The sequence below is a fragment of the Nonomuraea glycinis genome (genome assembly GCF_035920485.1).
In the GTDB taxonomy this organism is placed as follows: domain Bacteria; phylum Actinomycetota; class Actinomycetes; order Streptosporangiales; family Streptosporangiaceae; genus Nonomuraea; species Nonomuraea glycinis.
The window spans coordinates 7,084,923-7,108,962 of sequence record NZ_CP109166.1; the positions used below are offsets into that span (position 1 = coordinate 7,084,923).

A 24,040-nucleotide genomic window follows, 5' to 3' on the forward strand; every position below is an offset into this window, starting at 1 on the left:
GGTGCGGATTGACCCGAACCTCACCGATCCCTCACCAGGGCATCATCAAGGGCGTATGGGGGTAAGGACGGGACGACTCCGAAGGAGTGGTCCATGTCCCAGCCGACCGTGCGCAGCCTCACCACCACCGACCACGAGATCATCCACCGGTGGGCGGAGGAGCGTGGCGCGCTGCCCGCCACCGTGCCGGGGACCGAGTGCGACGCCCGGCTCTGCGTGCTCAGGTTCGACTTCCCCGGCTGCGGCGGGGAGGACCTCAAGGAGATCTCCTGGGACGACTGGTTCGCCCTGTTCGACCAGCGCGGCCTCAGCTTCGTCTACCACGAGGGCAGCAAGGACGACCACCACGGCAACTTCTTCCGGTTGCGCGAGCCGGACTGAGCCTCAGCCGGGCCGCCGCGCGCCGACCTCGTCCGACAGGCGGCGCAGCGAGTCCTCCAGCATCCCCTGCACCTCGTCCGCCCGGCTGCGCGAGGTCTTCTCCACGGGCTCGTCGAGCAGGGAGATGTGCACCGTCACCTCGCTCGTGCCGCTCTGGGAGTCCGACACCTGCAGCCAGCCGGCGTAGCCGGGGTGGTCACGGCCGCCCCACTCCACCCGGAGCTGGTCGGCCGAGACGTCGTACAGGCCCTCGTGCCTGCCCTCGCCAGGTACCACGTCGCCGCCCGCCTCCAGCGTGTTCGGGCCGCTGTCGCGCACCCACAGCCCGTGCGGCAGCCACCGGTTGATCAGCGAGACGTCGGCCGCGACGCCGAACACCACGTCGCTCCCGGCCGGCATGCCCCTGGTCGCCTCGTACTCGGCCATCAGACCACCTCCGGGGCTCGGCTGCCCGGACGTCCCGACCGCAAACCGCCGTCCTGTGGGACAGTGAGCCCATGCCCGACAAGCTTCCCCGGACCGTTCCCGAGGCGGTGGCCGCGGAGCAGGCCGGCCGGCCGCCGCGCTACCTGCACTTCTGGGGGCACCGCCCGGCCCGCGACGGCGGGCCTGGCCGTGGGTGCCTCAGCCAGTGGTGGCCGGTCGACTTCACCGAGGACGGCCGCGTCTACCACTCCGCCGAGCACTACATGATGGCGCACAAGGCCCTGCTGTTCGGCGACGAGGCGACCGCGGCCGAGATCGTCGCGACGGCCCATCCGCACGCCGTCAAGAAGCTGGGCCGCCAGGTGCGGCACTTCGACGAGGACACGTGGGCCGCGCATCGCTACGAGATCGTGGTACGCGGCAACCTCGCCAAGTTCGGGCAGCACCCCGAGCTGAAGGAGTTCCTGCTCGGCACCGCCGCGTGCGTCCTGGTCGAGGCCAGCCCGGTCGACCGGATCTGGGGCATCGGCCTGGCGGCGGACGATCCCGCCGCCGCCTCCGCGGCCGGCTGGCGTGGACTGAACCTGCTCGGTTTCGCCCTCATGGACACCCGCGACGCCCTGCTCTGATCCTGTGGCCACGGACGAGGCCGCGCCGCGCGGCAAGCAGGCACGCGAGCTGCTCGAACGGGCCGGGCGGCTGCTCGGCGACGCGCAGGCGCTGCGACGTGAGCACGACGCCGCGCTGGACGCCGTGCACACCGCCCTGAACGTGATCCGGGAGCGGCAGGCCAGGGCCGAGCTCGCCGGCATCCCGCTGTCCAGGCTCAAGGACGTCACCGGGGGGCGGCTGCGGCTCGGGACGCTGGAGAAGGCGGGCTACGCCACGGTGCTCGACGTGCTGAACGCGACGCCGTACGAGCTGCAGCGCCTGCCCGGGGTCGGCCCGCACACCCAGCGGCAGGCGCACGCGGCGGCCCGGCAGATCGCCGGCGCCGCGCAGGAGGTCGCCACCGTTCACCTCGACGTCGAGCGGCAGGACGACCCGGACACCACCGCGCTGCTCATCGCCCTGCACCGGCTGGTGGACGCCGGCCCCGAGCTGACGCGCGCCCGGCGCACGGCCGCGACGCTCGAAGAGCGGCTCGGCGGGCTCATCCCGCGGGCCCGTCCGGCGGGCAGCTGGTGGCGCGGCCTCCTGTCCGGCCGCCAACGCCGCGACGAGGCGGCAACGGCCGCCACCGAACTCGCCACCCTCCTCGACGGCGGTGCCGGTGCCGGGGGCGTTCGGGGCGGGATGTCCGTAGGGGGCGAGATGTCCGCGGGGACCGCCGACGCCGTGGTGACCTCGGCGGGCGGCGAGGCCGGGATGCGGTTGCTCATCGCGCAGGCCACCACCGACCTGCTGCGGCCCGCCGCCGACGAGGTCGCCGCCTGGATCGACTTCGAGCTGCGCGCCGCCGAGTACTACAACCTGCTGGCCGAGCTCGCGGCCGTGGAGCCGCACGACCGCGTCGCCGCCGAGGGGTTCCTGCCCGACGAGCTCGCCGACCGCGTCCGGGCGCAGGCGCTCGACGACACCTGCCGCCGCGTGTCGCTGCGCGGCTACCAGGCCTTCGGCGCCCGGTTCGCGCTCGCCCAGCGGCGGGTGATCCTCGGTGACGAGATGGGGCTGGGCAAGACCATCCAGGCCATTGCCGCGCTGGCCCACCTCGCGGCGACCGGCGCCACCCACTTCCTGGTCGTCTGCCCGGCCAGCGTGCTGGTCAACTGGGTACGCGAGGTGGAGGCGCGCAGCACCCTGCGGGCCTACCGGCTGCACGGTGCGGAGCGCGCCGTGGCGCGGGCGGAGTGGGCCGAGCGCGGCGGCGTCGCGGTGATCACCTACGACGGGCTGGGCGGGCTGGACGGCGCGCCGCCGCTCGGCATGCTCGTCGTGGACGAGGCGCACTACGTCAAGAACGGCGAGACCCGGCGGTCCCGGGCCGTCGCCGGCTGGTGCGACCGCGCCGAACGGGTGCTGTTCATGACCGGCACGCCGATGGAGAACCACGTCGAGGAGTTCCGCACCCTCGTGGGCTACCTGCAGCCCAGCCGGCTCGCCGAGATCAGGGGCAGCGACGCCGTCGCGGGCGCCCAGGCGTTCCGGCGCGCGGTGGCCCCCGTCTACCTGCGGCGTAACCAGGAGGACGTGCTCACCGAGCTGCCCGATCTGGTGCGCGTGGACGAATGGGAGACCTTCAGCGCCGCCGACGAGGACGCCTACCGCACGGCGGTGGCGGCGGGCCGGTTCATGGACATGCGGCGGGCGGCCTACGCGGTGCCGGAGAAGTCCGCCAAGCTGGAACGCCTGCGCGAACTCGTCGAGGAAGCCGCCGACAACGGACTCAAGGTGGTCGTCTTCTCCTACTTCCGCGCCGTGCTGACCGTCGTCGAGCAAGCCCTCCGCCCTCAGGTATCCGGCCCTCAGGTATCCGGCCCTCAAGCGCTCGGCTCCCAGGTGTTCGGCCCGATCTCCGGCAGCGTGCCACCTGAGCGGCGCCAGCAGGTGGTGGACGCGTTCACGGCGGCGCCCGGGCACGCGGTGCTGCTGGCCCAGATCCAGGCGGGCGGGATCGGGCTCAACCTCCAGGCGGCCTCCGTGGTGATCATCTGCGAGCCCCAGGTCAAGCCGACCACCGAGAGCCAGGCCGTGGCCCGCGCCCACCGCATGGGACAGGTCCGGCGCGTGCAGGTGCACCGGCTGCTGTCGCCGGACAGCGTGGACGAGCGGATGCTGCGCATCCTGCGGGCCAAGACCGCGCTGTTCGACACCTACGCCAGGCGCAGCCACCTGGCCGAGTCGACGCCCGACGCGGTCGACGTGTCGGAACGGGACCTGGCCCGCCAGATCGTCGAAGAAGAACAGCGCCGGCTCGCCGTCGGAGCGGCGAGCACCATGGGCACGGCGTCCGAGCACGACGCGGATCCTGGGGCCCCGGAGTAGGGACGCGGGCTCGGCCGGGCTTCTACCGCTCCGGTTGGAGCTGGTGGCTCCAGGGTGGATTGGCTCCGGCCACGGTGCAGGTGAGGGCCGCGACCTGGGCGGCGAACTCCGCCGCCCGCCCGGCCGTCTCCAGGTCCAGGCCGTCGAGCCGCCCGCCGAGCAGGCCCAGCCCGCCGAGCCGGTGCAGGAAGCCGGCGGTGAACGCGTCACCCGCGCCCACCGTGTCCACCACGGCGACCCGCGGCGCGGCCACCTCCAGCCGGTCGCCGTCCAGCGAGACCAGCGCCCCGGCCGCGCCCCTGGTGACCACGATCAGCCGCGCCCCGGCCGCGTGCCAGGTGTCGCAGACCCGCTCCACCGGCTCGCCGGGCCGCAGCACGCGCAGGTCGTCGTCGCTCAGCTTGAGGATGTCGGCCAGGCCGCACCACCGGGTGAGCGCGTAGGCCTCACGGGGGGCCAGGCTGGGGCGTACGTTCGGGTCGATCGAGATCGTGGCGCGCTCGCGGGCCGCGGCCGCAAAGGCCTCCACCGCGGCCCGCCCCGGCTCGCGTACCAGCGCCAGCGAGCCCGTGTGCAGGCAGGACACGCCGGTGAGGTCGAGCGCGGCGAGCTCGGCGGGGGTCCACTGCCAGTCGGCGGTCCCGTCGGCGTGGAAGCCGTAGGTGGCCTGCCCGCCGGCGTCCAGGGAGGCGACCGCGAGGGTGCTCGGCTCGGCGGCGTCCACGCAGCCGCTCAGGTCCACCTTCGAGGCGGTCAGGTGTTCCCGGAAGAGCGAGCCGAACACGTCGCCGGACAGGCGGCCGAGGAAACGCGTCGCGGTGCCGAGCCGCGCCAGCGCCACCGCCGTGTTCGCCGGCCCCCCACCCGGCAACACCCGCAACGCCAGCTCCACCGGCGAGCGCTCCCCGCGCACGGCCGGGGGGCGCTCCGCGAAGGCGTCCGCCACGCACTCACCCAAGACCGCGATCATCAGCCTGCCTTCCAGCGTGTTTCCGATTCGTTACGTCACCAGGGCATTGACGTTTCCCGGCTCGGAGTCCATCATCGCAACACAGCGAATGTCAACGTTGACATATGTCAACGATGACATTGGATCCCCCCTGATAGGAAGCCACCATGATCTCAAGGCTCTCAGCCGGTCTGCTAGCCGCCGCGCTCCTGGTAACGGGGTGTGGCGGCAACGGCCAGGACACCTCCACCGAGACCGCCGCCGCCGCCAAGGTCGGACTGATCACCAAGACCGAGACGAACCCGTTCTTCGTCAAGATGAAGGAAGGCGCGCAGAAGGCGGCCCAGGCGGAGGGCATGGAGCTGATGAGCGCCGCCGGCAAGTTCGACGGCGACAACGCCTCCCAGATCACCGCCATCGAGAACATGGTCGCGGCGGGCGTGAAGGGCATCCTCATCACCCCGAGCGACACCAAGGCCATCGTCCCCGCCATCAAGAAGGCCAGGGACGCCGGTGTCCTGGTGATCGCGCTCGACACCCCGACCGACCCGCAGGACGCCACCGACGCGCTGTTCGCCACCGACAACCTCAAGGCCGGCGAGCTCATCGGCCAGTACGCCAAAGCCGCGATGGCGGGCAAGCCCGCCAAGATCGCCACCCTCGACCTGGCCCCCGGCGTCACCGTCGGCCAGCTCAGGCACGACGGCTTCCTCAAGGGCTTCGGCATCAGCGAGGGCGACCCGTCCATCGTCTGCTCCCAGGACACCCAGGGCGACCAGTCCAAGGGCCAGACCGCGATGGAGAACTGCCTGCAGAAGGCGCCCGACATCAACGTCGTCTACACCATCAACGAGCCCGCCGCCCTCGGCGCGCACACCGCGCTCAAGGCCAAGGGCCGCGAGAAGGACGTGCTCGTCGTCTCCGTCGACGGCGGCTGCACCGGCGTCAAGGCAGTGCAGAGCGGCCAGATCGCCGCGACCTCGCAGCAGTATCCCCTGAAGATGGCCGAGAGCGGCGTCAAGGCCGTCTCCGCCTTCGCCAAGAGCGGCACGAAGTCCTCCGGCTACACCGACACCGGCGTCACCCTCATCACCGACAAGGACGCCACCGGCGTCGAGGCCGAGGACACCGCGTTCGGCCTGGCGAACTGCTGGGGCTGACGTGCCGGTCATCGAAGCGACGCTGCCGCGCCGCCTGCTGTCCACGCCGATCGTCGGACCGCTGGCCGCCCTCCTGGCGGCCTGCGTGTTCTTCTCGCTCAACACCGAGCAGTTCCTCAGCGGCGGTAACTTCTCCCTCATCATCCAGCAGGTGATGGTCGTCGGCACGCTCGCCATCGGCCAGACCCTGATCATCCTGACGGCCGGCATCGATCTGTCCAACGGCGCCATCATGGCCTTCGGCGGGATCGTGATGACCAAGCTGGCCGTGGACGGCGTGCTGCCGCCGCTGCTCGCCATCGCCGCCGGGCTGGCCGCCTGCGCCGTGTTCGGGCTGGCGAACGGCCTGCTGGTGACGCGGATCTCGCTGCCGCCGTTCATCGTCACGCTCGGCATGCTGAACGTGGTCTTCGCGCTCACCCACATCTACTCCCAGGACCAGACGGTCACCGAGCTGCCCGCCGCGCTGACGTACCTGGGCGAGACCTTCCGGCTCGGCGGCACCAACGTCACCTACGGCTCGCTCGTGGCGATCCTGCTGTTCCTGCTGTTCGCCTACCTGCTCGGGCAGACGGCGTGGGGCCGCCACGTGTACGCGCTCGGCAACAGCCCCGACGTGGCGCGGCTGACCGGCATCCGCACCCAGCGGCTGACGATCAGCGTCTACACGATCGCCGGGCTCGTGTACGGCATCGCCGCGCTGCTGCTGGTGTCCAGGACCGGGGTCGGCGACCCGCAGGCCGGGCAGACCGACAACCTGGACAGCATCACCGCGGTCGTGCTCGGCGGCACGAGCCTGTTCGGCGGGCGCGGCCTGGTCATCGGCACGCTGGTCGGCGCGCTCATCGTCGGGGTCTTCCGCAACGGCCTTCAGCTCATGGGCGTACCGTCGATCTATCAGACGCTCATCACCGGCATCCTGGTGATCCTCGCCGTGACCGTGGACCAGCTCTCCCGCAGGAGGACCCGATGACGACGACCCCCGTCCTGCGGGCACGTGGCCTGGTCAAGCGCTACGGCCACGTGACCGCGCTGGACGGCGCCGACTTCGACCTGATGCCCGGCGAGGTCCTCGCCGTCATCGGCGACAACGGCGCCGGCAAGACCAGCCTGATCAAGGCGCTGACCGGGGCCGTGCAGCCGGACGAGGGCGAGATCCTGCTCGACGGCCGCCCGGTCCGCTTTCGCAACCCGCTCGACGCCCGCAAGCACGGCATCGAGACCGTCTACCAGGACCTGGCGGTGGCCGCTTCCCTGGACATCGCCACCAACATGTTCCTCGGCCGGGAGTTGCGCAAGCCCGGCCCGCTCGGCACGATCTTCCGCCTGCTCGACAAGAAACGCATGCGCGAGGAGTCCGCCAGGCACATGGCGGACCTCAAGATCGGGCTGCGCTCGCTCACCCAGGCGGTCGAGACGCTGTCCGGCGGCCAGCGGCAGGGCGTCGCCGTGGCCAGGGCCGTCGCCTGGGCCTCGCACGTCATCGTCATGGACGAGCCCACGGCCGCGCTCGGCGTCAAGGAGTCCGGCCAGGTCCTCGACATGATCAAGCGGGTCCGCGACCGTGGCCTGCCGGTGGTGCTGATCAGCCACAACATGCCACACGTGTTCGAGCTGGCCGACCGCATCCACGTCCAGCGGCTCGGCCGCCGGGTCGCCCAGCTCAACCCCGCCGACCACGACATGGCCGAGGTGGTCGCCATCATGACCGGCGCCCTGCAGGTGAAGCAGGACGAATCGGTGCCGGCGGCCAAGGACGCCGGCCCGTCGTGAGCCACTAGCATGGTCGAAATGCGGCGCCCCACCATGACAGACGTCGCCCGCGAGGTCGGGGTGACGGCCAAGACGGTCTCGCGGGTGCTCAACGACGACGGCCCGGTCGCCGTGGAGACCCGCGAACGCGTCATGGCGGCCGTGCGCAAGCTCGGCTACCAGCCCAACCTCATGGCCCGCAACATGCGCGTCGGCGCCAGGGACGCGGCGATCGGCCTGGTCATCCCGGAGATGGGCAACCCGTTCTTCGGGACCGTCGCGGGCGGCATCGAAAGCGCCGTCCGCGCCCGCGGCCTCACCCTCATCGTCGGCTCCAGCAGCGAGACCCCCGAGCTGGAGCAGTCCCTCATCGCCGCCTTCCTGGCGCGCCGGGTCAGCGCCCTCATGATCGTCCCCTCGGCCGCCAGCGACCACCGCCACCTGCGCTCCGAACGCGTCGCCGGCCTCCCCATCGTCTTCCTCGACCGCCCCGCCGTCGGCCTCACGGCCGACAGCGTGGTCAGCGCCAACCGCGCGGGCGCCCGCTCCGGCGTCGCCCACCTCATCTCGTACGGCCACCGCAGGATCGGCTTCGTCGGCGACGTCCCGCCCGCCCTCTACACCCGCCGCGAACGTTTCCAGGGTTACCGGGACGCGCTGGAGGCGGCGGGCCTGCCCTTCGACCGCACCCTCGTCGACACCGGCCACGACGCCGACGCCGCCGCCCAGGCCACCCTGCGCCTGCTCGCCCTCCCCGCACCCCCGACGGCCCTGTTCGCGGGCAACAACCTCGCCGCGATGGGCGCCGTGGTGGCGCTGGCCAAGTCGGGGCGCAAGGAGGTGGCGCTGGTCGGCTTCGACGACCTGCCCCTGGCGGAGGTGCTGGACCCGCCGCTGACGGTCGTCGCCCAGGACCCGGAGGCGATCGGCGTGGCGGCGGCCGAACGGGTCCTGTTACGCCTGGACGGCGACCGGTCGCGGGCACGCGGCACGCTGGTGCCCACCCGCCTGATCGTCAGAGGCTCGGGGGAGCAGCCCCCACGGGGGTGAGCCTCCCAGCGCGCTGACCGCGCTCTGCACGCGGCAGAGCGCGACCGCCCCTGGGGGCGCGGCCCGCTCACCCGGACGCTGCTCGACCCGGGCAGAGCGGGCCGCGCCCCCTCTGCTCGACCGGGGCAGAGCGGGCGACCGCCCTAGGGGCGCAGCCCTTCGAACAGGTCCAGCTCGTGGTGCGGTGTCTTGATGCGGCTCTGGACGCGGATGAAGGCCTCGTGGGAGAACACCTCCTGCTGGGCCTCCTGCGACATCATGAGCGGGGGGATGCTGTCGCCCTGGCTCGCATGTGACCGCAGGGCCTTGATCTTGCGATCGACGAAGGACCGCACGTCGACGACGGTGGTCACCAGCTCGTCAGGGGTGCCGAAGTCGTCGCCGGGCTCGAAGTCGAACTCCATGCCGCTCGCGCGCATCTGCTCGAACATCCGCTTGAACGCCGACCTGGGGATCGCGGTGTAGTAGAACTTGGCCGGGATGCCGGTGGCCTCGACGGCCGCGACCGTGATGCGGTGCGCCTGGACGTGGTCGGGGTGGTTGTAGCCGCTGCCGCCGGTCTCGTCGTAGGTGACCACGACGTCCGGCCGGTAGCGCTCCATCAGCTCCGCCAGCCGGCCGGCGGCGGTGTCGACGGGGACGTTGGCGAACGCGTCGGGGTGCTTGTTCGCGTCCCAGCCCTCCATGCCGGAGTCGCGGTAACCCAACAGCTCAAGGTGGTCGATGCCGAGGTGCTGCACCGACTGGCGCAGCTCACTGAGCCGGAGCTCGGCGACCTTGGCGTCGTCGTGACCCGGGTCGCCGGGTTTGACGCCGCCCGGTCCGTCGCCCTGCTCACCGTTGGTGCAGGTGACCAGCACGGTGCGGATCCCCTCGTCGGTGTAGCGGGCCAGAACTCCGCCGGTGCTGAGGCACTCGTCATCGGGGTGGGCGTGTACGGCCATCAGGGTGAGTTGCCGATCCATGCTGGGAAACACTACTCGCTTGCGGAGACATTTCCGGTTCGGGCCTGGTGCATGAGCTCGCCCGCCCGGAGCCGGGCGGCCGTGGCCGCGGCGCTGTCGCCGATGGCCTCGGCCAGCGCTCCCCGCTTGAGCCAGTTGAACGGGCTGCCGGGCCGTACGTTGATCCGTTCGCTGATCAGGACCCGCGCCAGATCGTGCCGGCCGCCCCTGAGCGCCGACTCCAGCAGGGTCTTCTGCACGGCGTCACGCTGAGCGTGGCTGCCGCCGAACTCGTTGACGCGGTGCCTGATCGGGTAGAGCAGGTCCACCACCTGGTGGTGGTCGCCCCGGCCGAACGCCACCAGCGCCTTGCACACCGGCAGGCCGACGCGGGCGGTCATGCCGTGGTTGCTGACGCCTGGAAGCGGCTGACCGAGGTACGCCTCACGGCCGGCGATGAGCTTGTCGGCGTCGCCGATGCGGTCCGCGCCCACGTACGACATCACGGCGTGCACGTCGTTGAAGGCGTAGCACGGCTCGTGCGTCCTGGCCGGCCAGGCGTCGGCGAGCACCGACCACCGCTCGTGCCGGAGGTCGCCCTCCAGGTAGAAGCGCCACAGCAGGGCGGCGGCGTCCAGCAGTTCCATCGACGACCGGCCGGCGGCCAGCACCGCGTCGTAGATCGCCAGGGCCCGCCCGTGGTCACCGGCCTCCATCGCGTACAGGGCGTAGTGCCACCAGGTGTGCACGTTGAAGAAGGTGCCGGTGGACCAGTCGTCGACCCGGGCGTCCAGGTAGCGGATGCCCTCGCCGAACCTGCCCTGCATCTCGTAGGTGTGCACGACCGCGTGGATGCCCCACACGTCGCGGGGGTTCAGCTCGACGGCCCGCAGCCCGACCTCCTCCGAGCGGTCGTAGTGCCCGGCCTCCTCCAGCCCGAACGCGTACATGCCGAGCAGGTGCCCAAAATGCTTGTCGTCCTCGTGCCAGGCGCTGAGCGCGCCGCCGATCCGGTCGCGCAGCGAGCGCGCGTCACCGACCAAGAAGTCGATCTGGTGCCCGGCGGCCAGCGCGAGGGCGTCACGCGGGTGCTGCTCGGTGATCCGGGCGAGCAGCGCGCCACAGGCGTGGAAGTCACCGTCGAGCAGCGCCTGCACCGCTTCCACATGCGCCCGCTCGCGGGGCGGCAGGCCGGCGTGGTCGATCCTGGCACGGAAGGCGGCGAAGCTCTGCCTGGCCTGGCGCGCCTGGTCGGCCTCGGTGGAGAGCAGTCCGAGATAGGCGCTCAGCACGTTGCCCATCGGGAAATCCGGCGCCTCGGCCAGCACCGCGCCGGCCTCGTGCACGACCTCCATCCGGAAGTGCAACAGGTGGTCGATCGCCCGGTCGTAGTGGCGGGCGGCACTCCGGCCCGCCCCGCTCAAGGACAGTCCATGCTGGTCAGCAGTCATGGACCCAGCTTAGAAAGGGAGGGCGGGGCTGTCTGTGCAAAAGGGCGCTCCGGTGTCACTGTGGCCCGAGTGAAAGCGCATCACGGTGTCGCCACGGCCCCGGGTGAAAGGGCATCACCGTGTCCACCGGCTCACCACGGCCCGGCCCATGGCGGGATCGTCGCAGAAGGCGCCGTCGACGCCGAGCTCCAGCAGCCTCGACAGCCACCCCGTCACGTCACCCGTGGCACGGTCGTAGTGCGGGCTGCCGGGGTCGCCGAGCCGGAAGTCCACGGGAAGCTGCGCGTTCTCGTTGCGCACGGTCCAGACGTGCACGTCCAGCCGCTCGCGGTGCGCGTCCGCCACCAGCGTGGTCGCCGCACCCAGCCTGCCGTCCGGGCCGGTGGGCAGCACCCGCCGGGTGTCCACGCCGATCCCGCGCGCGTACCCGGCCACCTCACGCAACCCCTCCGGTGTGACGAGGTCGTCGTAGCCGCGGCCGTCGCCCGCCACGACCCAGTCGTACGGCGCGCCCCCGGCCGCGACGAGCTGGATCAGCGGCAGGTCCGTCCGGCCGCTGAGCTCGCGCAGGTTCGCCGTCTCGAAGGACTGGATGTACGCCTTCCGCACGCCGTACCGGTCGAGCACGTCGAGCAGCGGCTCCTCCAGGGGCAGGCCGAGCCCGGCGAAGTGCGTCGGGTGCTTGGTCTCGGGGTAGACGCCCACCCCGTGCTCCCGCGCGAGCCGGACGACCTCCTCGAACGTGGGGATCCGGGCCAGCCCGTCGAAGGCCGTGTTGCCGGGCCGCAGGCCGGGCACCCGCTCCCTGGCCCGCAACGTCCTGAGCTCGGCGAGGGTTGGTAACCGCTGTGGTTCGTATCAGTGTTCGTCAGTCTTTATCTGGTTTTCTGCAGCGTGAGTGCGGTCTGTCAAGGGGTGATGGGTTGGCTCGGTGGTCTGCGAGCTGGTGGACGGCATGACGAAGCGCTGGAGGGGCCTGTGGCTTGGTGTCGGGTCTGCCCGGGGCGGTCTGTCCCACCCTTCGCCATCACGTTAAGCATGCAAACAGTTACTCAACGTACGGTCACGCTGGTAGAGTCGTTCGCACACACTCTCGAATATGCGAGGGAGGGGGATCGTCATGCGTGTCGTGCAGGCCTACCGTTTCGCGCTGGACCCCACGCCACGTCAGGCCGCCGCGCTGGCCTCGCACTGCGGGGCGGTGCGGGTGGCGTTCAACTGGGGCCTGGCGCAGGTGAAGGCGAATCTGGCGCAGCGGGAGGCCGAGCGCTCCTACGGCATCCCCGACGACCGGCTCACCCCGGCGTTGTCCTGGTCGATGTACAGCCTGCGCAAACGCTGGAACCAGGTCAAGGACGAGATCGCCCCTTGGTGGGCGGACAACTCCAAGGAGGCCTACGCCTCCGGTTTCGCCCGCCTGGCCGACGCCCTGGCGAACTGGCGTGACTCCAAGAGCGGTAAGCGTAAGGGCCCGAAGGTGGGTTTTCCCCGGTTCAAGTCCAAACGCCGTGCGGCCCGGTCGGTGCGCTTCACCACCGGGACGATCCGGCTGGACGGCCACACTCACGTGGTGCTGCCGGTGCTGGGCCGGATCAAAACGCACGAGCCGGTCGGCAAACTCGCCCGCCTGCTCGCCGGGGGCGGGGCGCGGATCGCTTCGGCGACGGTGCGGTGGCAGGAGGGCCGCTGGCACGTCAGCTTCATCGTGCACACCGAACGCGCCCAGGGTAAGCCCGTCCGGCCGGACGCGGTGATCGGGGTGGACCTCGGCATCAAGACCCTGGCGGTCTTCTCCGACGGACGCCCGCCGGTCCCCAATCCCCGCCACCTCAACGCCGCCGCACGTAAATTACGCCGTCTGTCGCGGGCGCTCTCCCGCAAATACGGCCCCGACCGGCGCACCCGGCAACAGCCGTCGAACCGGTGGCTGCGGGCGAACGCGGCCCGCAACCGGGCGGAGTATCGGGTGGCGGCGCTGCGCCGCGACGGCATCCACCAGCTCACCACCAGCCTGGCCCGGACGTACGGCACCATCGTGGTCGAAGACCTCAACGTGGCCGGGATGATCCGCAACCGGCGACTCGCCCGCGCCGTCTCCGACGCGGGTTTCGGGGAGATCCGCCGCCAGCTCGCCTACAAAACCGGCTGGAACGGCGGCCGACTGCTGGTGGCCGACCGCTGGTTCCCCTCCTCCAAGACGTGTTCATCCTGCGGTGCGGTGAAAGCCAAACTGCCGCTGCGGATACGCACCTACGTCTGCGAGGGATGCGGCCTGGCCATGGACCGCGACGAGAACGCCGCACGCAACCTCGCCTCCCTGGTGAAGCGCACGGTCGCCGGGAGTGGCCCGGAGACCGAAAACGGACGTGGAGCCGACCGTAAGACCCCGCCTGGCGGGGCAGGTGGCCGTGAAACGTCAACCCCGCACCGGGCATCTGCTGCCCGGATCAGACGGGGACCTTCGCCCACACCGGGCGAATCACTGAGAACCCTTGAAACTCAGTGAACGGTGAAGTCCTCGGTGAACCACCAGCCGGTGACGGCCCGGCCGTCGATCGTCCTGGTGGCGTGCCGGTCGGCGAACTCGGGCCGGTCGGCCACGTCGGTGGTGCCGGAGATCTCGTTCTCGTGCCTGGCCACCAGCACGTGGTCCCTGGTGGAGACGAGGTCAGGCTCGATGTAGTCGGCGCCCATGGCGATGGCCGCCTCATAAGACAGCAGCGTGTGCTCGGGCCGGTGCGCGCTGGCCCCCCGGTGCGCGATGACGACGGGGGAGGACTGGATCACCACGAGGAAGACCGTACCTCGTGTCAGAACGCGTAGCGGACCCGGCAGCAGGGCAGGCGGTCGGCGATCAGGTCGGTCAGGGCGGTGACGTAGCGGCCCTTGTGGCCGGTGCGGTAGCGCACGTTCCAGCCGCCCGTCTGCGAGCGCTTCGGCTGCTGCAGGTCGGGCCGCCAGAGCACCTCCTCGGCCTTGGGGTGCCAGCCGAGGTTCACCTCGTGCAGCCGGTCGTTGTGGGTTAGGAAGATGACCTCGGCGGCGAGCTGCTCACGGGCGGCCGGCGACAGGGCGTCCCCGAGCGTGTCCAGCAGGAGGGCCCAGTCCGCCAGCCAGCCGTCCCGCACCACGACGGGGCTGAAATTGACGTGCACCTCGTACCCGGCGGCCACGAAGTCGTCGATCGCGGCGATCCGGTCCTCGATCGGGGAGGTGCGGATGTCGAGCAGCTTGGCGTCGGCGGCGGGCATCAGGCTGAAGCGGATCCTGGTGCGGCCCCGCGGATCCCAGTCGAGCAGGTCCCGGTTGACGTACTTGGTGGCGAAACTGGCCTTGGCGTTCGGCAGGCCGCGGAACAGCTCGACGAGGTCGCGCACGTTGGCGGAGATGGTGGCGTCCACCGAGCAGTCGGAGTTCTCGCCGATGTCGTAGACCCAGGCCTGCGGGTCGACCTGGTTCGGCTCCGGCTTGACGCCCTGGCGGCCCGCGTGCCGGCCCAGATAGCCGATGATCTGCTCGATGTTGGCGAACACGGTGATCGGATTGCTGTAGCCCTTACGGCGCGGGACATAGCAGTAGGCGCAGGCCATCGCGCAGCCGTTGGCGGTGGAGGGCGCGATGAAGTCGCTGGAGCGGCCGTTGGGGCGCGCGGTCAGCGACTTCTTGACCCCGAGCACCAGCGCCTCCGTCTTGATGCGCACCCAGCGGGCGACGTTCGCCTCGTCGCCGTACAGCTCGGGGATCCGCTGATGGCTGTCCACCTCCACCCGCTCGGCGGCCGGATAACGCTCCAAGATCTCCCGGCCACGGGCCAGCTCGGCCGCGGCGGGCTCCAGATAGATCCGCCGGATGTCCAGAAGGTGGTCTCCTCGAGTGTTCCGCACACTGGTCCAACACCGGTCACGGCGCGAGTCTTCCCAGCTCAGCGGGTTGATCAGACGATGTCCGGTCAGGCGCGGCGGCTCATCGGGGAAGCGGTGCGAGCTGGGACAGCGCCGCCTCCAGCGGTAGCCCAGTGGGCAGATCGCTGAGATGCCGCCGCCAGGTTTCCCTGTCGACCCGCCAGGCCTCCACGTAGGCGGCGCACAGCTGGGGGGTGATGTGGGCCAGCTGCCCCCTGGCGGCCAGCAGCGACGCTCGCATGCGCCTTTCCCGCGCCGCATCGACCTCGTCCAGGCGGGCCACGATGAGATCAATGAGTCTGCCGCGCCTCACCAGGAACTCGCTCCAGTGTCGTTCCGTCGCCTCGTTGAGCTTTTTGCCCTCCTCTACCAGCCAGAACAGTCCTTCGGCGAGTACGTCGCCGAACTCTTCGCTCCTGGCGCGCTCAGGGCTGTCATACGGGTCGTACGGCGACTGCGTCGCCTCGCCCATCACCGCGACCTCGCGTAAACCGTCGTCTTCGAGCAGGTAGAACCAGTCATCGTTGTAGAGGTCGGGGAAGAACGAGGTCGTGCGCGCGACCTCCACGACCAGGGCGCCCCCGCCCACGAACGCATCCTGCGGGCCACCTACCGCCCGGAAGGCATGGCACACGACGGAGTTGTCGGGGAAACCGCCGATCGAGAGGCCCACCGCGCTGTAACGGCCGAGCAGTCCGGCGGCTTGGCCGAGATGGTCGGGATCGCCCACCTTGATGTCATCGTCGAGGAAGGCGATCCGCTGCCAGCCCAGCAGGTGGGCCAGCGTGAGCCCGAGATTCCGCTTGGCCGCGGTGTCGTTGTCGCGGCGGAACCGCGGCCGCAGGACGCGGGAGGTCTGGAGCGTGGGGAGGTTCAGCGGGCCCGAGCCGGCGATGTCGAGGCCGATGATCTCGGAGTCGGCGACCGTCCGAGCTGCCTGGGCGCTCGTCCACGGGCCGCTGCAGAGTGCCACGAGCGGGCAGCCGAGCCGCTTGGCCAGCGAGGCCGCGTGGCTCAGGTAAGAGGTCGGACGGATGGTCGGCACGATGATGGCGTCGATCGCCGCCTGCGGTTCAGCCCCGTGGGGGTTGCTGAGGAGCCGCCGATGAGACGGTCGGTGGTCGGACGTGTCGATCAGACTCATGCGGTGACTTTCGGCCGGTGAGCAAGCACAGAAGCATCATCATCGCAATTCTGCGGGAAAGGCCGAAAGGCTCGTATGGAGGATGCGGCACTTGTCCGGAAGCCGCTCGCTGGTGCCGTCTTCTTGGAAGACTTCCGCCGTGGTCGGGATCGGGGAGTATCTCCACCTCTTGAAGCCGAGGGCGCGATACAGCTTGAAGAGCGTGTGGTTGTCCATGTCGACTCCCAGCGCGAGACGGGACCGGCCCTGCCCGATCAGCCACTGCTCCGCGGCGTGCAGGATCACCGGCGTCAGGCCCAGACCGCGATAACGCGGGACGAGCTCCAGATGCGTGAGCAGTGGCGTGCCGTTGAGCCGCCTGCGCAGCCGCTTCTCTTCGGCCCGGCCCAGCCAGATGTACACGTCGCCGATCGGCTCGGTGCCTGCCCAGACGACAAGGAGCATGCCGTGACGCTCTCGCTGACGTGCCAGGGCACGGACGAAGTACGGCTCCTCGCCCAGGACGTCGATCACCTGCCGGAGGTCGCCTTCGGTCAACGGCCGGACGGTGATGTAGTCGTCGCGGGTCAGCGGATCGACGACCGCCCACGGTTCGTGCGGTGGCGGGGTCGCGACCTCGGCGCGGGCCGGTGCGCCCGCCGGCTCGCTGTGAAGGACCTGAGCTCCTCCGTAACGGTCGGCCAGCTCGGCGCAGGACTTGTCCAACGCGAGCCCGCTGGGCAGAACGTGGAGGTATGCCTGCCAATCCTCCCGGTCGGTCGTCAGGGCGTCGAGGAAGCCGGAGCACAGTTTGGCGGTGATGTGCTGGTGCTGCTCATGGGCTGCTTGGAGCGACGTCCGGATTCTCTCCCGCTCCTCGGTCTCGCGCACGCTGTGCCGGGCCCGGTGCGAGATCTGTTTGAGCAGCCGCCTGCGTCCGGCGAGGAACTCCTTCCAGAAGTCGCCGTCGGCCCCGGTCAGCGGCTCTCCGTCGTCGAGCAGCCGGAACAGGCCCTCGGCGATGACCTCCCCGAACTCCTCGGTCCTGGCCCGATCCGGCGAGCGATAAGGGTCGTACGGGCGCTGCACGGCCGTGCCCACCACGGCTGTGCGTCTCATCCCCGTGCCATCCAGCAGGTCGAGCCAGTCCTCGTTGTAAATGACAGGAAAGAACGAGGGGGCGCGGGCTGGATCGAGTGCCATCGCGCCGGAGCCGATGAACGACTCCTGGGCACCGCCGGTCCGCCGGTGAGCATGGCAAACGACCGAATTGTCGGGAAACCCGGCCATGGACAACGCGACGCGGTCGTAGTCGCCGAGCAACCAGGCCGCGCGGCGCAGGTCGTCCGGGTCGGGCACGGCGATGTCGTCGTCCAGGAAGATCACGCGGTCCCAACCTGCCAGCCGCGCGAGGACCAGGCCCAGGTTGCGCTTGGCCGCCGTGTCCGCCCGGCGGTCGAGCGGGCTGCCGCGCAGGAGCCGCGAGGTCTTCAGGGGCACCGGTGACCAGCGATGCCGGGGCAGGTCCACGGCCACCAGTTCGGTGCCGTGTCCGCCGAAGGCGCGCAGCACCTGGGAGGCGGAGGTCCAGCGCCCACTGCATACGACGACCAGCCGGCAGTTCAACTGCGCTGCCAGATGCGCCGCCTCCTGGAGATAGGCCGGAGGCCGGACAGTGGGCACGATGATGGCGTCCACCCGTCCTGAGGCGGGAACGCCCGACGGGGTCGCGAGCAGGTGCCGGTGTGTCCCGTGATGGTTCATGAAAGCCGCTCCCCGGTCGTCGACCACTCGTGCAACCGGTTCTCGGGCATGGTCCAATCCGGTGTCAGCACTTCACCGTCGATGATGATCACACGGGTCAGCACGCTGAAGGTGGCGTCGCCCTGGAAGCGGCGAAGGAGATAGGCGGTGTTGCTGTCGCGGAACTTCGGATCGGTGAGTGCCTTGACGACGCCCAGCGTGCCGCGCCCGTACATGCCGTTGCACATGGTGATCGTGGAATCCGTGTAGTAAGGATTCGGTCCTCGGTAGAAGTGGCCCACATCCTGTTCCAGGAGGCCGGCGGAGTTGAGCACCGGATGGTATCTCTGCGGGCTCGGGCCCTCGTGGACCTCGAAGTAGGTGCCCTGCGGCACGTCGGTCCAGTTGGCCACCTGCTTGACCGGGAGGTGTGGGTCTTCGAGGAGCTGGCGGGTCTGCTCGTTCCAGTCGACGCCGCCGAGCAGGACGAGATGTCCCGCGTAGTCATCGGCCGTGAGCGTCGACGTCCTGCGCGTGCGGACCTCGCTGTGCGGATTGAGCGCGCGAATGTGTCCGTGCAACTCGAGGAGTGCATCGAGGTCCGCGTAGTTGTACAGGTCCACGTAGTCAGGGTCTTCGGGGCGGGTGTACGGCATGCGCGCGAGCATGTCGGGCGGTACCTGAGGGCACACGATCGTGATCGGCTTGTTGTCCCCGAAGAGCCACGGGTTGTCGGCCACTTCGCCGCGCTCGGCCACCGGCCGGCCCAGCGCGGCGGCGCGTAGTGCCAGCAGCTCGAGGCGGAGCTCGTCACGGCGGCGGAGCTCGTCGCGGGTCAGCTCGTCGTCGCGCGGAATACGAAGAGGCTCGCCTTGCGGCGGGCGGGTGGTGCTGAAGAGGGTGGCGTAGGCCTCGAGCCGGGAGGCCGGTGGCACCTTGGGGCTGACCGCCGACTCCCATGAGGAGATGAGCGACACGCTGATGCCGCCGAACGCCTCGGCGAGCATAGGCTGCGTGATCTTCGTTTCGGTCGCGGCGTCGGCGCGGAGCGACCGTAGCCGCCGAGCGAGGGCTTGGCGAGCGTCTTCACGAGGCTCCACGATGTCATCCTTCAGTTGACTTCACCTATTCAGTCAACATCGGCACTGTTGCTGTGCCTCCAGGCGAAATGGCTGGCCAGTGCATTCATACCACATGTCTCCACCGTTTGGGCCGACAACACGGCCACTGCGGGATTAGTGATGTTCAACGGAGGGAATCTCTTCTTCAGAAGTTGGTGAAGCTCAACTGAAGTTGAGTGAAGTTCACCGGAAAGGGGGTGAAAGTCATCATGATCACCCTGATCCTCTCCATCGGCACAGCAGTGCCCGAGGCCAGTCCTGTGGGTGTCGCGGCCGCTCAGGGCGTCCTCTACCTCCTCGCCATGCTCGCCATCTGGGTGCTGGTGGTCTCTCTGCGCCAGATGTCCAGGGTCGTCACCACCCTGCTCCGTGTGCTGCTCGTGGTCATCGCCATCGCCGTACTCGGGGCGGCGGCCGCCGCGATCATCGGACAGGTCGCGCTCAGCACCGGACTCTTCTGACAGCCCGATACGCCGAGATGGGTGCGATGGCGCGCCCATCTCCTCCCGGTCTCTCTCAGGTCTCCCACGGGTCACCGCACCGATGCGCGGCGTCCCGGCCACCGATGATCCAAGGCGGGCTCCGGTCGCTCAGCTCGACGTCACTTCGGCCAGGCGGCGGTAGGAGTCGAGTCTCTCGTCCAGGTCGTAGGTGTTCATCGTCACCAGCACCTCGTCGGCCCCCGTCATCTCCACCAGGTCGGCCAGTCGCATGCCGACCTCCTGCTCGGTGCCGTGGATCTGGCCCTTGCGCGACTCCTCGAACAGCGCCCGCTCCCGCCCGGTCATCTCCATCCCCAGGATCTCCCGGGCCGGCCGCAGCGGGGGAAAGACGCCGCGGGTCCGCGAGTGCGCCGTCGACCAGGCCTCCGGCACCTGCAGCAGCGCCGCGCGCTCCGCCGTCTCGCCGACCGCGATGTTCGCCGCCACCATCACGTACGGCGCCGCCGCCCACGCCGAAGGCCGGAAGGCGGTCCGGTAGCGGCCGATCGCCTCCCGGAGCCGGTCGCCGGCCCCGCCGATCACCAGCGGCAGGCCGTGCTCGGCGGCCACGTCCGCGCCCGCCCCCATGGCCAGCACGAACACCTCGGGGCGCAGGCCCTCGGCCGGCACGGCGTGCACGCCGTCCCGGCCGCCGGTGAAGAAGCCGAGCAGCTCCGCCAGTTGGCCGCCGAAGCGGTCGGCGGCGTCCTTGTCGTGGCCGAGCGCCCTGCGGATGCCGCCGGTGAAGCCCACCGAGCGGCCCAGGCCCATGTCGACGCGGCCGGGGTGCAGCGACTCCAGGACGCCGAACTGCTCGGCGACCACCAGCGGGCGGTGGTTGGGCAGCATCACGCCGCCGGTGCCGACCCGGATGCGCTCGGTGGCGGCCGCGACGGCGGCGGCCAGCACGGTCGGGGCCGATCCCGCCACGCCCGGCACGCTGTGGTGCTCGGCGACCCAGAACCGGCGGTAGCCGAGCTCCTCGGCCTGCCGCGCGAACCGCACGGTCGCCCGCAGCGCCGCCGCCGGGGAGTGCCCCTGCCGGACGAGTGAGCGGTCAAGGATGGAAAGGCTGGTCACGTATTGGTGCAACACGGACCAGCCGGAAATGTTCCTACTTGCTGTAGAGACCGAATGACCAGCGGATGGGGCGGTTGGTGGCCTCGCCGAGCACGCTGATCCTTACGGTGACGACCACGCGCTTGCCCTTGGGCACGGCGGGCAATTCGGTCATCGCCATCGGGAACGGGCCGTTCTTCCATTCAGAGCAGGTCGTGCTCTGCTGCGAGTCGGTCAGGTCCGTGGCGGTGTGCACGAGCAGTCGGCGAGCCAGGTCACCGCCGCAGATCTGGTCGAAGGCGAGCTTGCGCCCGGTGCCCACGATCTCGAAGCGCGCCGTGGTGTCCCGCGGCCAGAGGCCGGTCTTCGAGTCCGTCAGCTTCCAGTTCCCCAGCCGCCGGGGGAGGTCCTTGACCGGGGCCGGCACGACCGGCTCGGCGGGTGGCGTCCACTCGTACACGGCCAGGGACCAGTCGCCGCGCTCCGGCTCCACCGGCAGGCAGGGGCCGCCCGTGCTCACCTGGACACAGCCTGTGCCCCGGGTCGTCGTGTCGAAGGTGACCTTCACTTCCCCGGTGTTCCCGGGCACGGGCAGCGGATGGAGCTGCATGGCCTTCGTGCACCCTCTGAAGCCGATGGGCGAGGTCCGCGCACCGGCCGACGCCCGCAGCGAGCTGTTGTCCGCCCCTTCGCAGACGCCCGCCACGTCCAGCGGCTTGCCGGACAGGGGGACCGTGACGACGGCCTTGCGGTCACCGGTCGCCTCGATGGCCGTCGTCGCGACGCGCCGGTACTCGGTGCCGTCCGGGGCGGTGAAGCGCTCGGGCAGCTTCGCGATGGAAGCGGCGACGGTCGCCTTCTGCGGCTGGTCGGCCGCGCCGGGCACCAGCCAGGCGCCGAACAGCACCGCTGCCGCCGCCACGCCCGCCGCCGCGCCGCCCACCACGCGCCTGCGCCGGCGGATCCTGCGGATGTGCGCGCCGACCTGCTCGTGGCGCGCCGGGTTCGCCGGCGAAGGGCCCTCGGCCCGCTCCCGCAGGACGTCCCGCAGATCTTGTACGGTCACCGCTGCATCTCCTTCACGATCGTCTCGTCCATCCGCAGCTTGGCCAGCGCCTTGGCCGTCTGGCTCTTGACCGTGCCGGTGCCGCAGCCCAGCAGCCGGGCCACCTCCGTCACCGGCAGGTCCTCGTAGAAGCGCAGCACGATCACGGCCCGCTGCCTTGCGGGCAGCCTGCCCACCGCGTGCCAGAGCTCGTCATCGGGCAGCGCGTCGGTGCAGGGGGTGTCGGGCAGGTTGCCGCTCGGCAGCTCACGTCGCCACTTGCGGCGCCACCAGGAGGTGTACGTGGTCACCATCACCCGGCGGACGTAGGACTCGGGCTCGTCCACGCGGGGCCAGGCGAACCAGGCCTTCGCCAGCGACTCCTGCAGCAGGTCCTCGGCGATCTCCCAGTCGTGGGTGAGGAGATAGCCGGTGCGTAACAGCCGGTCGGACCTCGCGATCACGAAGTCCTGAAATATCGCTCGATCTGCCAATTTGATTGCCTTCCCGTCAGAGCTCGCGACGGTACAGACGCATCCAGGCCGCCCCCGGGTTGCCCGGCAGGCGGAGACAGATCAGCCCAGGGCCCCGGCCCTGCTCACGGTGAAGGGGGCGAGTTCGCCGAGTCCGCGTACCGACAGGCGGTCGACGCAGCGCAGGGCGAACGCCCGGTCGCCGTCGAGCTCCTCGGCCAGCTCCGGGTCGGCGAGGATCGTGTCGGGCCGGGCCAGCGCGGTGAGCCTGCTGGCGAGGTTGACCGTGGTGCCGAACACGTCGCCCATCCGCCAGATGACCGGCCCGGCGGCCAGGCCCACCCGCAGCTCCGGCATGCCCTTGTCCCGGGCGTGGGTCTCCAGGAGCAGCAGCCCGATCTCCGCCGCCGTGTGCGCCTTGTCCGCCACGAACAGGAGCGAGTCGCCGAGCGTCTTGACCACCCGGCCGCCGTTGGAGGTCACCACGTCGGCGGAGCGCCCCTCGAACCTGTCGACCAGCGTGGCGAGCTCCGTCTCGGTGATCTGCCTGCTCAGCCGGGTGAACCCGACCAGGTCGGCGAAGCCGACGGCCAGCCGTACGGTGCTCATGTCCTGGACGGCGAGCCGGCCGGCGGCGGCGGCGAGCTGGCGCTGCCAGGAGTAGACCAGCAGCCGCGCGAGGTCCGGCACCACCCGCTCGGCCCGCCTGCGCCAGGCCCTGGGGCGTTCGGCCAGCGGCACGCCGGCTTGGTCGAGCGCCTCGGCGCCGATCTCGGCCTGCGACTCGGCCAGCCGCGTCGCGGCCCTGCCGAGGGAGCGGGCGATCTGCAGCACGTGCTCCTCGTCGTAGATGCCGGCGCTGACCATGCCGAGCAGCGTCTTGAGCGCCACCACGTCGGACTCGGTGAACTCCACGGCGTCGTCGGCCACGTTGGCGAAGCCGAGCGCCCGCCAGAACCGCCTGGCCCGGTAGACCGGCACGCCCGCCATCTCGGCTACCTGATGACTGGTATAGCGGCGAGGCTCGCGCAGGAACGCCTCCGCCACCTCCCGTGTCTCCTCCTCGGCCACGGGTGCAAGATAACACCCTCACCAGGCATTCAGTACAGACGCGACACTTGTGAGGTAGGGGATTTCTCCGGTAGAAGGCGGAGATGTGCGCCGTACGGGCGGCTACTCCAGCAGGGTCCGCAGCGCCGGCCGCTCCTCCTCGGGCACGTAGCCGACGTAGTAGTCGTACATCGACTGCCGGGACAGCCGCGCCGCGAGCAGGCCCTCACCGGCGCGGATCGCCGCCAGCACCTCCTCGTGGTGGCGGATCGTCTGGCGCATGAGCGCCTCCCGGTCGGCCGCCGCCGCGATCTTCTCGGCGATCAGGTCGAGGACGATCGACCGGACCACGTCCGTGCAGATCTGGATGAGCTTGTTGCGGCTGGCCCCTGCCACCGCGTCATGGAAGGCCACGTCGGCGGCGCTGAACTCGTCGTAGCTGCCCGCGACCGCCGCGCGCATGCGCTCGATCGCCGCGTCCATCTCCGCCAGCTCCTCGTCGGTGCGCAGCCGGGCGGCCAGCAGATTGGCCGAGGCGTCCAGCACCATCCGGAACTGCACCAGCTCGCCCAGCGACAGCTCGTCCACCCGGGCCAGCGTGGTCATCGACTTGTGTAAGGCGGCGGGGGAGAAGGGCAGCACCTCGGCGCCGTGCGGGTCGCCGGGTCGGGACCTGACCAGCCCACGGGCCTGCAGCACGCGCAGCGCCTCGCGGACGGTGGAACGGCTCACGGCGAACTGCGCCATCAGCTCGCGTTCGCTGGGCAGCCGCTCGCCGGGCTGGAGTGAACCGGACTCGACGGCCTCCTCGATCTGCTCCACGATCCGCTCGTACGCGCGTACGGTCCGCACCGGCTCGAACCGTGGACCACTCATGAAAGCCCCCTTGACCTCAGCCCTCGCGGCCTGGCAAGGTGCAGCCTACTGGTCAGACCAGTGCACTA

The 24,040-nt window shown here is 70.6% G+C and carries 22 protein-coding genes and 2 pseudogenes; 9 read left to right on the forward strand and 15 right to left on the reverse strand.

The window, feature by feature from the left end; genetic code table 11:
* Positions 1 to 93: 93 nt before the first annotated feature.
* Positions 94 to 381 (forward strand): hypothetical protein, encoded by a 288-nt coding sequence (locus OHA68_RS33185; RefSeq protein ID WP_327103758.1) that lies wholly within the window; start codon positions 94 to 96, stop codon positions 379 to 381.
* A 3-nt stretch (positions 382 to 384) separates the two neighbouring features.
* Here OHA68_RS33185 and OHA68_RS33190 read toward each other — a convergent pair whose 3' ends face one another.
* Positions 385 to 807 carry a hypothetical protein gene (locus tag OHA68_RS33190; RefSeq protein ID WP_327103759.1) on the reverse strand — a complete coding sequence of 141 codons (423 nt, stop codon included), beginning with the start codon at positions 805 to 807 and terminating at the stop codon, positions 385 to 387.
* A 71-nt stretch (positions 808 to 878) separates the two neighbouring features.
* Here OHA68_RS33190 and OHA68_RS33195 point away from each other — a divergent pair, with 71 nt between their 5' ends.
* A complete protein-coding gene (locus tag OHA68_RS33195) occupies positions 879 to 1,436 on the forward strand; it encodes an NADAR family protein (protein WP_327103760.1) in 558 nt (185 codons plus the stop codon).
* A 4-nt stretch (positions 1,437 to 1,440) separates the two neighbouring features.
* The gene (locus tag OHA68_RS33200) at positions 1,441 to 3,792 is read left to right on the forward strand and encodes a DEAD/DEAH box helicase (protein ID WP_327103761.1); all 2,352 of its coding nucleotides are present in this window, start codon (positions 1,441 to 1,443) and stop codon (positions 3,790 to 3,792) included.
* A gap of 22 nt (positions 3,793 to 3,814) precedes the next feature.
* On the opposite strand, the gene OHA68_RS33205 is transcribed toward OHA68_RS33200, so the two are convergent.
* Positions 3,815 to 4,762 (reverse strand): carbohydrate kinase family protein, encoded by a 948-nt coding sequence (locus OHA68_RS33205; RefSeq protein WP_189139328.1) that lies wholly within the window; start codon positions 4,760 to 4,762, stop codon positions 3,815 to 3,817.
* A gap of 146 nt (positions 4,763 to 4,908) precedes the next feature.
* On the opposite strand from OHA68_RS33205, the gene OHA68_RS33210 reads away from it, so the two are divergent.
* The 4 genes from OHA68_RS33210 to OHA68_RS33225 are packed head-to-tail and all read left to right on the forward strand — an operon-like array spanning position 4,909 to position 8,703.
* Complete coding sequence (locus tag OHA68_RS33210; RefSeq protein WP_327103762.1) at positions 4,909 to 5,901, forward strand: sugar ABC transporter substrate-binding protein; 993 nt, start codon at positions 4,909 to 4,911, stop codon at positions 5,899 to 5,901.
* A 1-nt stretch (position 5,902) separates the two neighbouring features.
* Positions 5,903 to 6,874, forward strand: coding sequence for an ABC transporter permease (locus OHA68_RS33215; RefSeq protein WP_327103763.1), 972 nt, complete (start codon positions 5,903 to 5,905; stop codon positions 6,872 to 6,874).
* A complete protein-coding gene (locus tag OHA68_RS33220; RefSeq protein WP_327103764.1) occupies positions 6,871 to 7,674 on the forward strand; it encodes an ATP-binding cassette domain-containing protein in 804 nt (267 codons plus the stop codon). The genes OHA68_RS33215 and OHA68_RS33220 overlap by 4 nt, the downstream gene beginning before the upstream one ends.
* An 18-nt stretch (positions 7,675 to 7,692) precedes the next feature.
* The gene (locus OHA68_RS33225) at positions 7,693 to 8,703 is read left to right on the forward strand and encodes a LacI family DNA-binding transcriptional regulator (RefSeq protein ID WP_327103765.1); all 1,011 of its coding nucleotides are present in this window, start codon (positions 7,693 to 7,695) and stop codon (positions 8,701 to 8,703) included.
* Positions 8,704 to 8,846: 143 nt separating this feature from the next.
* On the opposite strand, the gene OHA68_RS33230 is transcribed toward OHA68_RS33225, so the two are convergent.
* The 3 genes and pseudogenes from OHA68_RS33230 to OHA68_RS33240 form a co-directional block, all read right to left on the reverse strand.
* A complete protein-coding gene (locus OHA68_RS33230; protein WP_327103766.1) occupies positions 8,847 to 9,668 on the reverse strand; it encodes a PIG-L family deacetylase in 822 nt (273 codons plus the stop codon).
* A gap of 11 nt (positions 9,669 to 9,679) precedes the next feature.
* Positions 9,680 to 11,098 (reverse strand): tetratricopeptide repeat protein, encoded by a 1,419-nt coding sequence (locus tag OHA68_RS33235; protein ID WP_327103767.1) that lies wholly within the window; start codon positions 11,096 to 11,098, stop codon positions 9,680 to 9,682.
* A gap of 114 nt (positions 11,099 to 11,212) precedes the next feature.
* Positions 11,213 to 11,923 (reverse strand): annotated as a pseudogene (locus OHA68_RS33240) (glycerophosphodiester phosphodiesterase family protein); the annotation flags it as partial.
* Positions 11,924 to 12,218: 295 nt separating this feature from the next.
* Between OHA68_RS33240 and tnpB the strand changes: the two are divergent.
* A complete protein-coding gene (gene tnpB, locus OHA68_RS33245; RefSeq protein ID WP_327103768.1) occupies positions 12,219 to 13,604 on the forward strand; it encodes an IS607 family element RNA-guided endonuclease TnpB in 1,386 nt (461 codons plus the stop codon).
* On the opposite strand, the pseudogene OHA68_RS33250 reads toward tnpB, so the two are convergent.
* The 5 genes and pseudogenes from OHA68_RS33250 to OHA68_RS33270 form a co-directional block, all read right to left on the reverse strand.
* Positions 13,604 to 13,888, reverse strand: a pseudogene (locus tag OHA68_RS33250) (glycerophosphodiester phosphodiesterase family protein); the annotation flags it as partial. The gene tnpB and the pseudogene OHA68_RS33250 overlap by 1 nt on opposite strands.
* A gap of 20 nt (positions 13,889 to 13,908) precedes the next feature.
* Positions 13,909 to 14,982: a spore photoproduct lyase family protein gene (locus OHA68_RS33255; protein ID WP_327103769.1), complete on the reverse strand. Its 1,074-nt coding sequence runs from the start codon at positions 14,980 to 14,982 to the stop codon at positions 13,909 to 13,911.
* Between the two features lie 79 nt (positions 14,983 to 15,061).
* Positions 15,062 to 16,144 (reverse strand): hypothetical protein, encoded by a 1,083-nt coding sequence (locus tag OHA68_RS33260; RefSeq protein ID WP_327103770.1) that lies wholly within the window; start codon positions 16,142 to 16,144, stop codon positions 15,062 to 15,064.
* A 39-nt stretch (positions 16,145 to 16,183) separates the two neighbouring features.
* Complete coding sequence (locus OHA68_RS33265) at positions 16,184 to 17,887, reverse strand: GNAT family N-acetyltransferase (RefSeq protein WP_327103771.1); 1,704 nt, start codon at positions 17,885 to 17,887, stop codon at positions 16,184 to 16,186.
* Positions 17,884 to 18,966: a helix-turn-helix domain-containing protein gene (locus OHA68_RS33270; protein WP_327103772.1), complete on the reverse strand. Its 1,083-nt coding sequence runs from the start codon at positions 18,964 to 18,966 to the stop codon at positions 17,884 to 17,886. The genes OHA68_RS33265 and OHA68_RS33270 overlap by 4 nt, the downstream gene beginning before the upstream one ends.
* A 230-nt stretch (positions 18,967 to 19,196) precedes the next feature.
* Here OHA68_RS33270 and OHA68_RS33275 point away from each other — a divergent pair, with 230 nt between their 5' ends.
* Positions 19,197 to 19,448, forward strand: a complete 252-nt coding sequence (locus OHA68_RS33275; protein ID WP_327103773.1) for a hypothetical protein — start codon at positions 19,197 to 19,199, stop codon at positions 19,446 to 19,448.
* A 129-nt stretch (positions 19,449 to 19,577) separates the two neighbouring features.
* Here the strand turns inward: OHA68_RS33275 and OHA68_RS33280 are convergent, their stop codons facing one another.
* From OHA68_RS33280 to OHA68_RS33300, 5 genes are all read right to left on the reverse strand, one after another.
* Complete coding sequence (locus OHA68_RS33280) at positions 19,578 to 20,549, reverse strand: LLM class flavin-dependent oxidoreductase (protein WP_327103774.1); 972 nt, start codon at positions 20,547 to 20,549, stop codon at positions 19,578 to 19,580.
* Positions 20,550 to 20,583: 34 nt separating this feature from the next.
* Entirely contained in the window at positions 20,584 to 21,594 is a 1,011-nt protein-coding gene (locus tag OHA68_RS33285; RefSeq protein ID WP_327103775.1) for a hypothetical protein, read from the reverse strand.
* Positions 21,591 to 22,067 carry a SigE family RNA polymerase sigma factor gene (locus OHA68_RS33290; protein ID WP_327103776.1) on the reverse strand — a complete coding sequence of 159 codons (477 nt, stop codon included), beginning with the start codon at positions 22,065 to 22,067 and terminating at the stop codon, positions 21,591 to 21,593. The genes OHA68_RS33285 and OHA68_RS33290 overlap by 4 nt, the downstream gene beginning before the upstream one ends.
* A gap of 81 nt (positions 22,068 to 22,148) precedes the next feature.
* Positions 22,149 to 23,117 carry an adenylate/guanylate cyclase domain-containing protein gene (locus OHA68_RS33295; protein WP_327103777.1) on the reverse strand — a complete coding sequence of 323 codons (969 nt, stop codon included), beginning with the start codon at positions 23,115 to 23,117 and terminating at the stop codon, positions 22,149 to 22,151.
* A gap of 102 nt (positions 23,118 to 23,219) precedes the next feature.
* Positions 23,220 to 23,972, reverse strand: a complete 753-nt coding sequence (locus tag OHA68_RS33300) for a FadR/GntR family transcriptional regulator (RefSeq protein ID WP_327103778.1) — start codon at positions 23,970 to 23,972, stop codon at positions 23,220 to 23,222.
* Positions 23,973 to 24,040: the final 68 nt, after the last annotated feature.

Bases quoted from the DNA above. Each gene is read 5' to 3' on its own strand.
- OHA68_RS33205 (WP_189139328.1), bottom strand. From the start codon at position 4,762: ATGATCGCGGTCTTGGGTGAGTGCGTGGCGGACGCCTTCGCGGAGCGC.
- OHA68_RS33225 (WP_327103765.1), top strand. From the start codon at position 7,693: ATGCGGCGCCCCACCATGACAGACGTCGCCCGCGAGGTCGGGGTGACG.
- tnpB (WP_327103768.1), top strand. From the start codon at position 12,219: ATGCGTGTCGTGCAGGCCTACCGTTTCGCGCTGGACCCCACGCCACGT.
- OHA68_RS33300 (WP_327103778.1), bottom strand. From the start codon at position 23,972: ATGAGTGGTCCACGGTTCGAGCCGGTGCGGACCGTACGCGCGTACGAG.
- OHA68_RS33230 (WP_327103766.1), bottom strand. From the start codon at position 9,668: ATGGATCGGCAACTCACCCTGATGGCCGTACACGCCCACCCCGATGAC.
- OHA68_RS33185 (WP_327103758.1), top strand. From the start codon at position 94: ATGTCCCAGCCGACCGTGCGCAGCCTCACCACCACCGACCACGAGATC.
- OHA68_RS33220 (WP_327103764.1), top strand. From the start codon at position 6,871: ATGACGACGACCCCCGTCCTGCGGGCACGTGGCCTGGTCAAGCGCTAC.
- OHA68_RS33260 (WP_327103770.1), bottom strand. From the start codon at position 16,144: ATGAGTCTGATCGACACGTCCGACCACCGACCGTCTCATCGGCGGCTC.
- OHA68_RS33190 (WP_327103759.1), bottom strand. From the start codon at position 807: ATGGCCGAGTACGAGGCGACCAGGGGCATGCCGGCCGGGAGCGACGTG.
- OHA68_RS33275 (WP_327103773.1), top strand. From the start codon at position 19,197: ATGATCACCCTGATCCTCTCCATCGGCACAGCAGTGCCCGAGGCCAGT.
- OHA68_RS33210 (WP_327103762.1), top strand. From the start codon at position 4,909: ATGATCTCAAGGCTCTCAGCCGGTCTGCTAGCCGCCGCGCTCCTGGTA.
- OHA68_RS33265 (WP_327103771.1), bottom strand. From the start codon at position 17,887: ATGAACCATCACGGGACACACCGGCACCTGCTCGCGACCCCGTCGGGC.
- OHA68_RS33195 (WP_327103760.1), top strand. From the start codon at position 879: ATGCCCGACAAGCTTCCCCGGACCGTTCCCGAGGCGGTGGCCGCGGAG.
- OHA68_RS33235 (WP_327103767.1), bottom strand. From the start codon at position 11,098: ATGACTGCTGACCAGCATGGACTGTCCTTGAGCGGGGCGGGCCGGAGT.